Source organism: Pantoea sp. PNT03, assembly GCF_014852515.1.
GTDB classification, from domain to species: Bacteria; Pseudomonadota; Gammaproteobacteria; order Enterobacterales; family Enterobacteriaceae; genus Pantoea; species Pantoea leporis.
Window position 1 is genome coordinate 518,421 of sequence record NZ_JACVBT010000003.1, and the last position, 13,335, is coordinate 531,755.

At 53.2% G+C, this 13,335-nt stretch carries 14 protein-coding genes; 3 read left to right on the top strand and 11 right to left on the bottom strand.

What is annotated here, in order from left to right; all coding sequences use genetic code 11:
• Nucleotides 1-89: 89 nt before the first annotated feature.
• On the top strand, nucleotides 90-1,154 hold the full coding sequence (locus IB226_RS14105; protein ID WP_110868156.1) for an NAD(P)-dependent alcohol dehydrogenase: 1,065 nt from the start codon (nucleotides 90-92) through the stop codon (nucleotides 1,152-1,154).
• 6 nt (nucleotides 1,155-1,160) lie between these two features.
• Here IB226_RS14105 and IB226_RS14110 read toward each other — a convergent pair whose 3' ends face one another.
• The 7 genes from IB226_RS14110 to dnaB form a co-directional block, all read right to left on the bottom strand.
• Nucleotides 1,161-1,511: an MmcQ/YjbR family DNA-binding protein gene (locus tag IB226_RS14110; protein ID WP_101763060.1), complete on the bottom strand. Its 351-nt coding sequence runs from the start codon at nucleotides 1,509-1,511 to the stop codon at nucleotides 1,161-1,163.
• Nucleotides 1,512-1,514: 3 nt separating this feature from the next.
• The gene (locus tag IB226_RS14115) at nucleotides 1,515-1,931 is read right to left on the bottom strand and encodes a secondary thiamine-phosphate synthase enzyme YjbQ (protein WP_192236003.1); all 417 of its coding nucleotides are present in this window, start codon (nucleotides 1,929-1,931) and stop codon (nucleotides 1,515-1,517) included.
• Between the two features lie 108 nt (nucleotides 1,932-2,039).
• Entirely contained in the window at nucleotides 2,040-3,575 is a 1,536-nt protein-coding gene (locus IB226_RS14120; RefSeq protein WP_192236005.1) for a catalase, read from the bottom strand.
• A gap of 190 nt (nucleotides 3,576-3,765) precedes the next feature.
• On the bottom strand, nucleotides 3,766-4,959 hold the full coding sequence (locus IB226_RS14125; RefSeq protein WP_101763128.1) for an amino acid aminotransferase: 1,194 nt from the start codon (nucleotides 4,957-4,959) through the stop codon (nucleotides 3,766-3,768).
• Between the two features lie 48 nt (nucleotides 4,960-5,007).
• On the bottom strand, nucleotides 5,008-5,622 hold the full coding sequence (locus tag IB226_RS14130) for a YitT family protein (RefSeq protein WP_008109953.1): 615 nt from the start codon (nucleotides 5,620-5,622) through the stop codon (nucleotides 5,008-5,010).
• 228 nt (nucleotides 5,623-5,850) lie between these two features.
• Nucleotides 5,851-6,342 (bottom strand): Lrp/AsnC family transcriptional regulator, encoded by a 492-nt coding sequence (locus tag IB226_RS14135; RefSeq protein WP_097095220.1) that lies wholly within the window; start codon nucleotides 6,340-6,342, stop codon nucleotides 5,851-5,853.
• Between the two features lie 128 nt (nucleotides 6,343-6,470).
• The gene (dnaB, locus tag IB226_RS14140; protein ID WP_101763062.1) at nucleotides 6,471-7,877 is read right to left on the bottom strand and encodes a replicative DNA helicase; all 1,407 of its coding nucleotides are present in this window, start codon (nucleotides 7,875-7,877) and stop codon (nucleotides 6,471-6,473) included.
• 73 nt (nucleotides 7,878-7,950) lie between these two features.
• Here dnaB and IB226_RS14145 point away from each other — a divergent pair, with 73 nt between their 5' ends.
• The gene (locus tag IB226_RS14145) at nucleotides 7,951-8,934 is read left to right on the top strand and encodes a quinone oxidoreductase (RefSeq protein WP_101763063.1); all 984 of its coding nucleotides are present in this window, start codon (nucleotides 7,951-7,953) and stop codon (nucleotides 8,932-8,934) included.
• 195 nt (nucleotides 8,935-9,129) lie between these two features.
• Here the strand turns inward: IB226_RS14145 and pspG are convergent, their stop codons facing one another.
• The 3 genes from pspG to traF form a co-directional block, all read right to left on the bottom strand.
• Nucleotides 9,130-9,396 (bottom strand): envelope stress response protein PspG, encoded by a 267-nt coding sequence (pspG, locus tag IB226_RS14150; RefSeq protein WP_101763064.1) that lies wholly within the window; start codon nucleotides 9,394-9,396, stop codon nucleotides 9,130-9,132.
• A gap of 234 nt (nucleotides 9,397-9,630) precedes the next feature.
• Entirely contained in the window at nucleotides 9,631-10,629 is a 999-nt protein-coding gene (gene dusA, locus IB226_RS14155; RefSeq protein WP_192236007.1) for a tRNA dihydrouridine(20/20a) synthase DusA, read from the bottom strand.
• Nucleotides 10,630-10,725: 96 nt separating this feature from the next.
• A complete protein-coding gene (traF, locus tag IB226_RS14160; protein ID WP_101763066.1) occupies nucleotides 10,726-11,976 on the bottom strand; it encodes a conjugal transfer protein TraF in 1,251 nt (416 codons plus the stop codon).
• A gap of 451 nt (nucleotides 11,977-12,427) precedes the next feature.
• Between traF and zur the strand changes: the two genes are divergently transcribed.
• Entirely contained in the window at nucleotides 12,428-12,946 is a 519-nt protein-coding gene (gene zur / locus IB226_RS14165) for a zinc uptake transcriptional repressor Zur (protein WP_101763067.1), read from the top strand.
• Between the two features lie 75 nt (nucleotides 12,947-13,021).
• Here zur and IB226_RS14170 read toward each other — a convergent pair whose 3' ends face one another.
• Complete coding sequence (locus tag IB226_RS14170) at nucleotides 13,022-13,234, bottom strand: CsbD family protein (RefSeq protein WP_110868149.1); 213 nt, start codon at nucleotides 13,232-13,234, stop codon at nucleotides 13,022-13,024.
• Between the last annotated feature and the right edge of the window lie 101 nt (nucleotides 13,235-13,335).

Below are 13,335 nucleotides of genomic sequence, written 5' to 3' on the forward strand. Positions count from 1 at the left end.
TCCTTTTGGCGTCCCTTACGCCCTTTATCCCTTCAGTACGCTGAACGGGATCCCGCATAGAAATCACGACACATCCTACTGGAGACACCATGAATATTACGCATGCCTATGCCGCACAGGACGCGAAAGCAAAACTCGCCCCGTTCGATTTTAAGCCACGCGAACTGCGCGCTCATGATGTGCAGATTGAAGTGTTGTACTGCGGCGTCTGCCACTCGGACCTGCATACCGCGCGCAACGAATGGCGCAACACCATTTTTCCTGTGGTGCCTGGCCATGAGATTGTCGGTCGCGTGACGGCCGTTGGCGCTCACACCCACAACTACAAAGTGGGCGATTTGGTCGGTGTTGGTTGTATGGTTGATTCCTGCCGCAGCTGTCCAAGCTGTCAGGAAGGGCTGGAGCAGTATTGCGAAAATGGCTTCGTTGGCACCTATAACGGCGAAGACCGTGAAACCGGCGCAATCACTTACGGCGGTTACTCCACCAGCATGGTAGTAGATGAAAGCTTCGTGCTGCGCGTACCAGAAAATCTCGATCTGGCGGGCGTTGCGCCACTGCTGTGTGCCGGTATCACCACTTACTCACCGCTGCGCCACTGGAATGTCGGTCCGGGTAAAAAAGTCGGTATCGTCGGTTTGGGCGGCCTTGGTCACATGGGCGTGAAGCTAGCTCATGCGATGGGCGCACATGTGGTGCTGTTCACCACGTCACCGTCAAAAATTGAAGATGGTAAACGTCTGGGCGCTGATGAAGTGGTGATCTCGAAAGATGCCGACCAAATGGCCGCACACACCAACAGCTTCGACTTCATCCTGAACACCGTTGCAGCGCAGCACGATCTCAACCCGTTCATTGCCCTGCTGAAGCGTGATGGCAACATGACGCTGGTCGGCGCGCCGGAGCACGATCACCCGGCACCGCAGGTCTTTAACCTGATCTTGAAACGTCGCAGCATCGCCGGTTCACTGATTGGCGGCATCGCGGAAACCCAGGAAATGCTGGATTTCTGCGGCAAGCACGGTATCACTTCAGATATCGAACTGATCGCGATGAATCAAATCAACGAAGCCTACGAACGTATGCTGAAAAGCGACGTGAAATACCGCTTCGTGATTGATATCAATACTCTGCGCGAGGAATCTGCGGCTTAATTTGCCTCAGTGTTCATCATGGTTGACGCCCGCCGCGCGCGTGGCGTCAGCCTGTTGCCAGGAAGCATCCACCAGATAATAAATCTGCGAATCTTTTAGCGAACCATCCAGCCACAGCGTGCTCCAGTGCGACTTATTTAAATGTTCGCTGGGAAACACATCGTTGTGCTCCTCACGTAACAATTCCGCTAGCGCAGGCGTAGCTTTAAGCGACAAGGCCGGACGCCCTTTTACCTCATAAAGCATGGCAAACAGCACACCTTCACTTTTAATCTGCGTCGCCTGCCAGCACTCTTTAAAGCTTTGCTCCGCGCCCGGCTTGCTCATGCAGTACGTCAGTAAATCCGAAGTATTCATCTTTTATTCCCCTTGTAAGGTCGCCACGATACGCCGCGCACCGCCCTGCACCCGATGTTCACCCAACCAGATTCCCTGCCACGTACCTAACATCAGGCGACCGCGGTTGACCGGAATCAGCAGCGAAACGCCGAGTAGTGACGATTTGATGTGTGCCGGCATGTCGTCAGCCCCTTCGTAATCGTGCTGATAAGGCGCACTTTCTGGAACATGGCGTAAGAAATGCTGCTCCATATCGCTGCGCACGGTGGGATCGCAATTCTCATTGAGCGTTAACGACGCCGATGTATGTTGCAGCAGCAGATGCAGTTGGCCGACGCGCACACTGGATAAGCCATGAAGCTGGCCGACAATCTCGTCGGTGATCAGATGAAAGCCGCGCGCTTTGGCGCCAAGCGTAAGCGTTTGTTGATGCCACATGCCAGAATCCTAAAAGTAATTACACCGTTTAAGTGTGCAGCATGTCGGCGAAAGGTAAACCCTGAAGAGAGGAAAAAGCGGCAGAGCGTGAACTCTGCCGACTGAAGGTTAGTCGCTCAGCTTAGCGGCCATGGTTTTGATGCTGCCCACATCGTCTTTAGTAATTGCAGCCAGACGCTCGCCGTACTCTTTATCAGCCTTGTAGAAGTACGACAACATAATGGCGCGGCTCTGCACATCCACACCTTTCAGCGCGCCGCCCAGAGAATTGATCAGATCGGTTTTCTCTTTGTCATTGAAGGAACGATACAGATCGCCCGCCTGCTTAAAGTTCTGCGTTTTAGCAATCATCGCCTGCTGCGTGGTGCCGCTCAGCGGGCTGTGGCTGTATCGGGCGCTCTGCAGCTCTTCGCGTGGATAGACACGGCTTGGCTGATAGTTGACGCCATGATCGTCAGCCTTGCCGCTGTTCATTGCGCCGTCCTGATTACCGTTGCTCACCGGCACGCGCGGCGCGTTGACCGGCAACGTCAGGCCATTGGCGCCCAAACGGTGCATCTGGGTATCGGCGTAAGAGAACAAACGACCTTGCAGCAAGCGATCTTCCGATGGCTCTATGCCCGGAACCAGATTCGATGGCGCCATCGCCACCTGCTCGGTTTCCTGGAAGAAATTATCCACGTTGCGGTTCAATTCCATCTGGCCGACTTTCACTTCTGCGATACCCGGCCAGATTTTGGTGGCGTCCAGCGGGTTGAAGTCGAATTTATCCAGATCGCTGGCTTTAATGGTTTGAATATAGAGATCCCATTTCGGGAAGTCTTTGTTGTTGATCGATGCCACTAAATCTTCGGTCATGTGGCTGAAGGTGCCGCTCTGAATAGCCGCCACTTCGCCCGGATCGAGATTTTTCTCGCCCTGCAGGGTTTTCCAGTGGAATTTCACGTAGTGCACTTCGCCTTTGGCGTTGACGAACTTATAGGCGTGCACGCTGTTGCCATCCATCTGGCGATAGTTTGCTGGCGTTCCCATATTGGAGAACAGCATGGTCAGGCCATGCGTGGCTTCCGGTACGTGAGAGAAGAAATCAAAGGTGCGCGCGTCGTTGCCAAGGTTGGTACGTGGATCAGGCTTAAACGCATGCACCATGTCGGGAAATTTAATCGCGTCGCGGATAAAGAACACCGGCAGGTTGTTACCCACTAAATCCCAGTTGCCCTGGCTGGTGTAAAACTTGGTGGCAAAACCGCGTGGATCGCGCAGCGTTTCCGGTGAATGTTTGCTGTGCACCACGGACGAGAAGCGCACAAATACTGGCGTCACGCTGCCTGGTTTAAAGACTTCGGCAATGGTTAAGTCGCTGATATCTTTGCTGGCGCGGAACTCGCCGTGCGCGCCGGTACCGCGTGCATGTACCACGCGCTCTGGAATGCGTTCTCGGTCAAAGCGTTGTAGCTTTTGGATCAGCTGCACATCTTGCAGTAACACTGCGCCATTTTCGCCTGCGGTTTGTGAGTTCTGGTTATCGCCGACGGGTGCGCCGTTATCACGCGTTAAAGCGGTGCTGTAAACCGGAAGGGAAAAGGCTAAGGCTAATACACAAGCGAGGGGTTTGACTGCAAAAGAGTAAGCGGTCCGGGTCATAAGCGTGCTTCCTTGTGAGTTTAAATATGCGACTACATTGCCGCTCTCGCGCCGTTTCAGGCTGGAGGATATTTACACTCATGGGGAGAAGCGCTAACGAGACCAGTCCGGTTTATAGTTAAAAAAAGTTATAAATAAAAAACCGCCAAACCATGTTGGCGGTTTTTTGTGGCGCGCAGTCGCAGTGAAGTTACATCACCGCAGCAAACGCCTCAGCAACCTGGTTGACGTTACGGCTGTTCAGGCCGGCAACGCACATGCGGCCGCTGGCGATCAGATACACGCCAAACTCATCACGCAGACGGTCAACCTGCTGCGCGCTCAAGCCGGTGTAGCTGAACATGCCGCGCTGTTTCAGCAGGTAATCAAAGTTTTGTCCCGGCAGTTTGGTACTCAATACTTCAACCAATGCCTGACGCATGTCGATGATGCGCAGACGCATCGCTTCGACTTCTGCCAGCCAGTTGTTGAGCAGCGCTTCGTCGTTCAGCACGCAGGAAACCACCTGCGCACCGAAGTTTGGCGGGCTGGAGTAATTGCGGCGCACGGTGGCTTTCAGCTGGCCCAGCACACGAGCGGACTCTTCCGCGCTATCGCAGACAATAGACAGGCCGCCAACGCGCTCGCCGTACAGCGAGAAAATCTTGGAGAACGAGTTGCTGACCAGCGCAGGCAGACCCGCGGCCGCAATCGCGCGAATCGCATAAGCATCCGCTTCCATGCCCGCGCCAAAGCCCTGATAAGCGATATCGAGGAACGGAATCAGCTCCTGCGCTTTCAGTACTTCGGTGGTTTCATCCCACTGTGCGTTGGTGAGATCGGCGCCGGTTGGGTTATGGCAGCACGGGTGCAGCAGCACGATGGATTGCTTCGGCAAGGTTTTCAGTTTGGCGATGAACGCATCAAACTTCACGCCGTTGGTTTCCGCGTCATACCACGGATAGGTATTCACCTCGAAACCGGCACCGTTGAAGATTGCGACGTGGTTTTCCCACGTCGGATCGCTCACCCACACGTTGGACGCCGGGAAGTAACGCTTGAGGAAATCAGCACCGACTTTCAGCGCGCCTGAGCCGCCCAACGTCTGGATGGACGCAATGCGGCCCGCTTGCAGCATCGGATGTTGTTTACCGAACAGCAGCGGTGCAATGGCGTTACGGTAAGCGTTCAGACCTTCCATCGGCAGATACAGCGACGCCTGATGCGGCTGCGCCTGCAGGCGCTCTTCTGCTGCGGCAACCGCCTGCAGCTGAGGAATGATGCCCGCTTCGTTGTAATAGAGACCAATGCTCAGGTTTACTTTGTTATCGCGCGGATCTTGTTTGAAGGTTTCCATCAACGACAGAATCGGATCGCCGGCATAGGCATCAACGTTTTGAAACACGGTGCAGATCTCCATGATTGGTCATAAATAAGAGGTAAAGATGCGTCATCAAACCATGTAACGGCCGGGACGATGATTCATTGCGATGATGAGATTGAGGATCACCGCGCCCGCGATTGAAGCAAACAGCATCGGTAACGACACCACAAACAGCGACGCTAATACCACGCAGGTATCGACCGCCATTTGCAATTTTCCGGCACGCAGACCGATGCGGTCCTGCAGCCAGAGCGCCAAAATATTAATACCGCCGAGGCTGGCTTTGTGACGGAACAACACTATAAACCCAATGCCCATCACCACGTTACCGAACAGTGTCGCATAAAACGGATTTAGCGCAGAAAAATGCACAAACAGTGGATGCAGATGGGTGAACAGCGACACCAGGCCAACCGCGCAGAAGGTTTTCAGGGTAAATTCCCAGCCCATGCGCCGCACGGCCAGCCAGTAAAATGGCAGGTTGATCAGGAAGAAGGCGCTACCGAAGGAGAGCGGTGACAAATAGCTGATTAAGAAGGCAATACCGGCAGAACTGCCGGTGAGTGCACCCGCCTGTTTCAGCATAATGACGCCGAAAGAGACCATTAGCGTGCCGAGGACTATCGCCAGCGCATCTTCAATCAGCGAATGGGGAACTTTAGTGGGTTGAACAACGTTATCCATGGGTTAATCTCATTGCAAATGATGCGGTTCAAATGCAAAAAACGCACCACATCGGCGTCGTACGCTCGCCGCCGATGGGTGCCAGTGATTATCCAATTGATAACTAAGGCGCTTTATTGCAGGTTTTTGTGTATCAGTTGAGACTCAAACCATCAACTCATGCACAAATCTGTTTTCTGGTGCGCGTTTTTTGCATTATTAAGGCAATAATTGCACCAGATTAGCACGTCACGCACTTTTTTGGCGCGTTTTGTGCTGTGGGATGATCATCAAACCGTTCTCTTTCAAACGGCTCAATACCACGGAAGTTTTCACGTGCGCCACGCTTTGATGGCCAGCCACTAACTGGCTGATCAGCGCGCTCAGTGAAGCCAGATCGGCCACCGCCACTTTCAGCAGATAATCGGCATCGCCGGTGGTTTTGAACGCATCAACGATCGCGGCTTCTTCTTCCACCATGCGATGGAAACTCTCTTCATAATCCGGCGTATGGTTTTTCAATCGCACTTCAATCAATCCCACCATGCCAAGGCCCACCGCGTCGGGCGAGAGGCGTGCGTGATAGCCGAGAATGAGATTGGCCTGCTCAAGATTGATGCGGCGGCGTGAACATTGCGACGCCGAAAGTCCGACTAAATCACTGAGTTCCTGGTTGGTGAGGCGTCCGTTAGATTGTAATAATGTCAATATCTTAAGGTCGTGATCGTCTACCTGAGTCATTCTGTTTCCACAGCGTAATAAGGGGCGCTTTGCTACAGATAACCTGATTAAAGCCGGGGTTGTCCAACACTATTTTCTGATGACGTGAAATGCATGCACAAAACGTGCATGCATCCGGAATGAAAGGGTTATTCGTCGTCGTATTGCGGGCCAGCGTAGTTATCAAAGCGCGACCATTGGCCATTAAAGGTCAAGCGTACCGTACCGATCGGGCCGTTACGCTGCTTACCCAGGATGATCTCGGCGATGCCTTTGAGATCGCTGTTTTCGTGATACACCTCGTCACGGTAGATAAACATGATCAAGTCGGCATCCTGCTCGATCGAACCTGATTCACGCAGATCCGAGTTCACTGGGCGCTTATCCGCACGTTGTTCCAGTGAGCGGTTTAGCTGCGACAGCGCCACCACCGGCACATTCAGCTCTTTCGCCAGCGCTTTAAGTGAGCGCGAGATTTCAGCGATCTCCAGCGTACGATTGTCCGACAGCGCAGGCACGCGCATCAGCTGCAGGTAGTCGATCATGATCAGGCTCAACCCGCCATTTTCACGGAAGATGCGGCGCGCGCGTGAGCGCACTTCGGTGGGCGTCAGGCCAGAAGAGTCATCGATAAACATGTTCTTCTTCTCAAGCAAAATCCCCATGGTGGCGGAAATGCGCGCCCAATCTTCATCTTCCAGCTGACCGGTACGAATGCGCGTCTGATCTACGCGCGACAGCGACGCCAGCATACGCATCATCAGCTGCTCGCTGGGCATCTCCAGGCTGAAAATCAACACCGGCTTGTCCTGCAACATCGCGGCGTTTTCGCACAAATTCATGGCGAAGGTGGTTTTACCCATCGAAGGACGCGCCGCGACGATGATCAGATCCGAGCCCTGTAAACCGGCGGTTTTTTTGTTCAAATCCTGATAGCCGGTATCGACGCCGGTGACGCCGTCGTGCGGCGTTGAGACCAGCGACTCAATGCGCGATACCGTGGCTTCCAGAATCTGCTCGATATTCTGCGGGCCCTGATCTTTATTAGCGCGCTGTTCAGCAATTTTGAAAACGTTCGATTCAGCGAAGTCGAGCAGATCTTCACTGCTCCGTCCTTGCGGATCGTAACCGGCATCGGCGATTTGGTTCGCCACCGAGATCATCTCGCGCACCACTGCACGTTCGCGCACGATATCGGCATAAGCACCGATGTTCGCGGCACTTGGCGTATTTTTTGCCAGTTCGGCCAGATAGGCGAAGCCGCCGGCCATCTCTAATTCACCTAGCGTTTCCAGCGATTCAGAGAGCGTAATCAGGTCGATCGGCTGGCCAGCTTCCAGCAAACGCTGCATTTCCGTGAAAATCAGACGGTGCGAGCGGTTGAAGAAATCACTGGCGACGACGCGTTCAGAAACGTTGTCCCAGCGCTGGTTATCCAGCATCAACCCACCGAGCACCGACTGCTCCGCTTCTATGGAATGCGGCGGCATTTTCACGCCTTCCAGCTGCCGATCGCGGGGTTCGTTCGATTTGTTGGTGGGTTTATTTCCTGCCATAGTGAATGCATTACCGATCGTGAAAGGGACGCGCAAGTATACCGTCCCAGGATGAACAATCACAGGAGTCAGAATGGCAAAGCGTATTCAGTTCAACCAACACGGCGGCCCAGATGTACTGCAATGGGTCGATTTCGAACTGGCCGATCCCGCCGAACATGAAGTGCAGGTGGAAAACAAGGCAATTGGCATTAACTACATTGATACCTACGTGCGTAGCGGCTTGTATCCGCAAAGCAGCTTCCCTTCCGGCCTGGGTACCGAAGCAGCCGGCGTGGTGAAGCGCGTCGGATCGGCGGTGACGCGGTTTAAGGCGGGCGATCGCGTGGTCTATTGCCAGGCCGCGCTGGGCGCCTACAGCGAAGTGCACAATGTGGCGGAAGATCGTCTGGTGATCCTGCCGGACAGCATCTCCTTTGAGCAAGGCGCGGCCTCTTTCCTCAAAGGTTTAACCGTGCAGTATCTGCTGCGCCAAACCTATAAAGTGAAAGCTGATGAAATCTTCCTGTTCCACGCCGCTGCGGGTGGCGTGGGATTGATCGCCTGCCAATGGGCCAAAGCGCTCGGCGCACATCTGATTGGCACGGTGGGTTCCGCAGAGAAAGCGAAGATAGCTAAAGATGCCGGTGCCTGGGCGACAATTAACTATCGTGAAGAGAATATCGCGAAGCGCGTCAGCGAGTTGACCCATGGCGAGAAAGTGGCCGTGGTGTATGACTCGGTGGGGAAAGATACCTGGGAACCTTCGCTAGATAGCCTGCGTCGCCACGGGTTAATGGTCAGCTTTGGTAATGCGTCGGGTCCGGTTACCGGCATTGATCTCGGCATTCTCAACAAGAAAGGCTCGCTGTTCGTCACCCGACCTTCGCTGTTCGGTTACATCACCAACCGTGAAGAACTGGATGCCGCCAGCAATGAGTTGTTCTCATTGATCGCCAGCCGCGCGATTCAGCTTAACGTGCCCGAGCAGCAGAAATTTGCCTTGAGTGACGCGGTGCGCGCGCATCAGGTGCTGGAGAGTCGCGCGACTCAGGGTTCCAGCCTGCTGATTCCCTGATCGCTAAATGCAAACGGGGCTTCCCGTAGGAAGCCCCTTTTTTTCTTTCTTTTTATAGTTCGCGCTGGTGTAGGGACAGCGGCGATGAATTCGTTTGAAACAACGCCAATCATCCTGACAGAAAACATAAGTAAAAAATATGTTTAAATGCGGAATAATGCTAAGCAATATCCGAGTCTGTGATCGTCACCGCAATTAGCGCCAGTCCCTTCTATCTAAGTCGCTGATTTTTCTTTTCAGCCTGCGCATCTTTGCCTCACCTGAAGGCGTGGTAAATGCCCGATAAAGCCAGACAGCGACAACCGCCAATACCAGCCATGGCAACACTTTAATAACAATTGCCAGCAATCCGCCAAAGAACATCAAAGCGGTCGCCACCACCAATGCTGCAATAACGCCCAGCAACGAAACGCCGGTGAACAGCAGCATCAGAAAAAAGCCGATAACAAATAGAATTTCCACGAAGGCTCTCCTGTGTAAGTAACATCAGGAACATTACAAGATACGTGCCAGGTTATAAAAATAGCTAACTGCTTGAAAGCAATGGACAAGAGTTGAATGAAGAAATAATGAGGTGATGAAAAAAACTAATTCTCGGCGTAGAAATAACCATCTATAAAATTATGGTACTGGCTTTACGGTGCGCATGAAGGCGCACCGTATCAAACCGGAAGGTTCCGGCATGCTAAAGAGTGATTACATCACTTCCTGCGGGATTTTATCCGCTACTAGCGCTAACGCCGCTTCCAGCACGCGCACATCGGCGCCGGGTTTGTGGGCGTTTTCACTTAAATAGCGACGCCACTGGCGCGCACCCGGAATGCCCTGGAACAGGCCAAGCATATGGCGCGTCACATGGCCGAGGTACATGCCTTTGGATAGTTCAGCTTCAATGTAGGGATACATCGAGCGCACCACCGCTACCGGATCGACGTGCGGCGTATCGCGACCAAACAGCTCGCGGTCAACCTGCGCCAGAATGCCCGGATTCTGATAGGCTTCGCGCCCCATCATCACGCCATCCATATGCTGCAGATGCAGTTTGGCTTCTTCCAGCGTTTTGATGCCGCCATTAATCGCCATGGTCAGCGCCGGAAAATCGCGCTTCAGCTGGTAAACGCGGGGATAATCGAGCGGCGGAATCTCGCGATTCTCTTTCGGGCTTAAACCCGACAGCCACGCTTTGCGCGCGTGGATAATAAAGGTATCGCAGCCGCCCTGTTGCGCCACGGTGCCAATAAAATCACACAGGAATTCGTAGCTGTCCTGCTCATCAATACCGATGCGGGTTTTGACCGTCACCGGAATGCTCACCACATCGCGCATCGCTTTAATGCAGTCGGCAACCAGCGCCGCATCGCCCATCAGGCAGGCGCCAAAACGGCCGTTCTGGACGCGATCGGATGGACAACCCACGTTGAGGTTGATCTCATCGTAGCCACGCTCTTCTGCCAGCTTAGCGCACTGCGCCAGCGCGGCGGGATCGCTGCCACCCAGCTGCAGCGCCAGCGGATGTTCTTCCTCGCTGTAGGCCAGATAGTCGCCTTTACCGTGGATGATCGCGCCGGTCGTCACCATTTCGGTGTACAGCAGCGTGTCACCGCTCAGCTTACGGTGAAAATAACGACAGTGACGATCGGTCCAGTCGAGCATTGGGGCGATGGAAAAACGTTGCGAGGAGAAAGTATCGGTCATGAAACGCAGTAAATCCGCAGTAAGTAAGTGATGAGAAACTGCGCAATCATATCACAGCAAAACGGGCGGCACAGCCGCCCGTTATCAGACGGGTAATTAGAAGTTGAATCCGAGCTGCAGCATGGCACCTACGGTGTTGTCTTTACCTACAGAACCGGCCAGGTCCAGATGGACAGCATTGTTGAACGGTGACACACCCAAACCGGCGGTGAACACGTCAGTATCGGTCGACTTCAGATCGGCGCGATAGCCGGCACGCAGCGCCAGCCAATCCAGCACACGATATTCCGCACCTACGCCAGCATATTGGCTGGTGTCTTCCGACTTGAAGCGCTTGGTTTCAGTCAGATCAACATCCCCCGCCAGCGTGAATGGCCCGTTATTCCAGGAAAGCCCTGTAGTGACCAACGGACGAATTTGATAAGTATCGCGGTAACCGTTTACCTCTTTGGTATCGAGATCGCGCGAGATCAGGTTTTGTCCGGTCACGCCAAAGGTCCAGTTCTCACCAAAATCTGTTGCGACACCCGCATCCATGTTGAAACCGGTATCACTGCTGCGGTAGCGGCTGCTGTTGATGTCGCTCTTATCGTAGTTGTAGATACTCGCGGTGTAGTTATACAGCCAGGTTTTCTGCAGCTTTGGCGTCACGCCGACAGAAACCGGATGGCCGGCAATCGAGAACTCATGCGCGACTGACACACCATAATCGGTGACTAATGCCGCCAGGCCATTGGCGCTGGAGCGCAAATTATTTTCATCACCCGGCACAGGCACTCTCGTGCCATTGGCAACCGCGCGCAGGTAGGCAATATCGCTATCAGCCACGTTGGCGCGCACAATCGCAGTGCCGTAAGCCTTGGTGATAAAGGCAAAAGGTAAGGTTTCATTCGGAACGGTGACGGCCACGGCCACACCGGCTGTCGCGTGAGCTTTATTACCACGCAGATCGCTGAGCTGGTTTGCCATATCGCCTGCGGCGGCCTTCAGCTGCGGGTAACCATTGAGGTAATCCTGAAAGGTTAGGTCATCGATCACGTCCTGATAACGATCAACGGTATCGGTAATGTCGTCAACGCGATCGATCAATTTGTCTTTATCGGTAACCTGTGCGCCGGCTGATGGCAGAATGATGCTGACGTTATCTTCAGGCTGCGCCTTGGTCATCAATGCTGGGTTAGCCAGCACCGCTGAACTCCAGGTGGAAGAGGCTACGCCGGTACCGCCCATTGCGTCGTTACGCGCGTCGTACCATGTACCTGCTGCCAGAGCTGAGGAAGAGAGAAATACTGCATTCAAACCAACAAGATAAGCTACTTTTTTGTGCCTGAATAATGTCTTCGCCATGAGCCTGCCATCACCTTTGAAATGTCGCTGAATCACTCACCGACTGAAAGTTTAGTTAGCCGCTATTCTGAACCCTGGCTAACGCTTCATTGCTGTGAATTAAAAGGAAATAGCACTGCTATTCGCAGAATTGGACGCTTCCACGCCATTCCGCTGTGTTTTTATGCAGAAAAATTAACAGTGAGTTAATTGAGACCAGAAATTACTTAAGACCTTTTGAACCATAGCCGCTAACCCGGTGAGTTGCAAAGCAAAATCCGTGCAGGCGTTGCGCTGCCTGGCCGGACGCATTTTACAGACATTAGTGTTGCAGCAATATTGACGGGAAAATGGCGATGGTAATCTATTGATTGAGGAGAATTTTCTTAGGGATTTTAAGCACAATAAGCAATCACAGCAGCGTTAAATTTTGTGTGATAAAATAACATCACCTGCAACCCGGAGAATGCTTATGTCAAACCTCACGCCAGAACAACTTCTTACCCAGGCTGAATCACTTTGCCTTGATCGCGGCGTGCGCCTGACCACTCAACGCGCCGAAGTGTTGCGCTTAATGGCAGAGCAGAATGGTTCGATAAGCGCTTACGATTTGCTGGATCAACTGCGTGTCAGTGAACCGCAAGCAAAACCGCCCACCATCTATCGCGCGCTGGATTTCCTGCTGGAACAGGGATTTATTCATCGCGTAGAGTCAAATAACAGTTACGTGGTTTGCCATCATTTTGATGAGCCAGCACATACTTCGGTGATGTTGGTGTGTGACGGTTGTGCGGCAGTTAGCGAAAAACATGCTCATGGCGTGGAAAAAACCATCGCTGCATTAGCGGATCAGGCGGGATTTTCTCTGCGACATACCGTGATTGAGGCACATGGCCTGTGTGAAAATTGCGCAGAGGTGGCAGCTTGCACGCACCATGAAAGCTGCGAGCATGACCATCAAGTCGAGGGTAAAAAGCGGGTAAGAAAATAGGGAGGCACATCCTTGTGCCGGGCCAATCACTACGCTAAATGATTGGCGGGTAGGAGCATCATCCGTGAAGTGAGATTACCAGCGGTAATCTTTGTTGGTTGTTTCCCAGTCTTTCACTTCTTTCTCGGCCTGGTCTTTACCATAACCGTAGCGTTCCTGGATTTTACCAACCAGCTGATCGCGTTTGCCTTCGATCACAGTGAAGTCGTCGTCGGTTAGCTTGCCCCACTTCTCTTTGAATTTGCCTTTGAACTGCTTCCAGTTTCCGCTCGCTTCGTCTTTGTTCATAATATTCCTCCACTACATCCTGAGTGAGATAGATATATTGCCTGCTTAGCTGGCGATATACCCAGACAACGCGCTACTCATGTGCGCCGTATAAGGTAATT

Bases quoted from the DNA above. Each gene is read 5' to 3' on its own strand.
- IB226_RS14170 (WP_110868149.1), bottom strand. From the start codon at position 13,234: ATGAACAAAGACGAAGCGAGCGGAAACTGGAAGCAGTTCAAAGGCAAA.
- IB226_RS14115 (WP_192236003.1), bottom strand. From the start codon at position 1,931: ATGTGGCATCAACAAACGCTTACGCTTGGCGCCAAAGCGCGCGGCTTT.
- IB226_RS14120 (WP_192236005.1), bottom strand. From the start codon at position 3,575: ATGACCCGGACCGCTTACTCTTTTGCAGTCAAACCCCTCGCTTGTGTA.
- IB226_RS14135 (WP_097095220.1), bottom strand. From the start codon at position 6,342: ATGACTCAGGTAGACGATCACGACCTTAAGATATTGACATTATTACAA.
- dusA (WP_192236007.1), bottom strand. From the start codon at position 10,629: ATGACCGATACTTTCTCCTCGCAACGTTTTTCCATCGCCCCAATGCTC.
- zur (WP_101763067.1), top strand. From the start codon at position 12,428: ATGTCAAACCTCACGCCAGAACAACTTCTTACCCAGGCTGAATCACTT.
- IB226_RS14105 (WP_110868156.1), top strand. From the start codon at position 90: ATGAATATTACGCATGCCTATGCCGCACAGGACGCGAAAGCAAAACTC.
- traF (WP_101763066.1), bottom strand. From the start codon at position 11,976: ATGGCGAAGACATTATTCAGGCACAAAAAAGTAGCTTATCTTGTTGGT.
- dnaB (WP_101763062.1), bottom strand. From the start codon at position 7,877: ATGGCAGGAAATAAACCCACCAACAAATCGAACGAACCCCGCGATCGG.
- IB226_RS14130 (WP_008109953.1), bottom strand. From the start codon at position 5,622: ATGGATAACGTTGTTCAACCCACTAAAGTTCCCCATTCGCTGATTGAA.
- IB226_RS14145 (WP_101763063.1), top strand. From the start codon at position 7,951: ATGGCAAAGCGTATTCAGTTCAACCAACACGGCGGCCCAGATGTACTG.
- IB226_RS14110 (WP_101763060.1), bottom strand. From the start codon at position 1,511: ATGAATACTTCGGATTTACTGACGTACTGCATGAGCAAGCCGGGCGCG.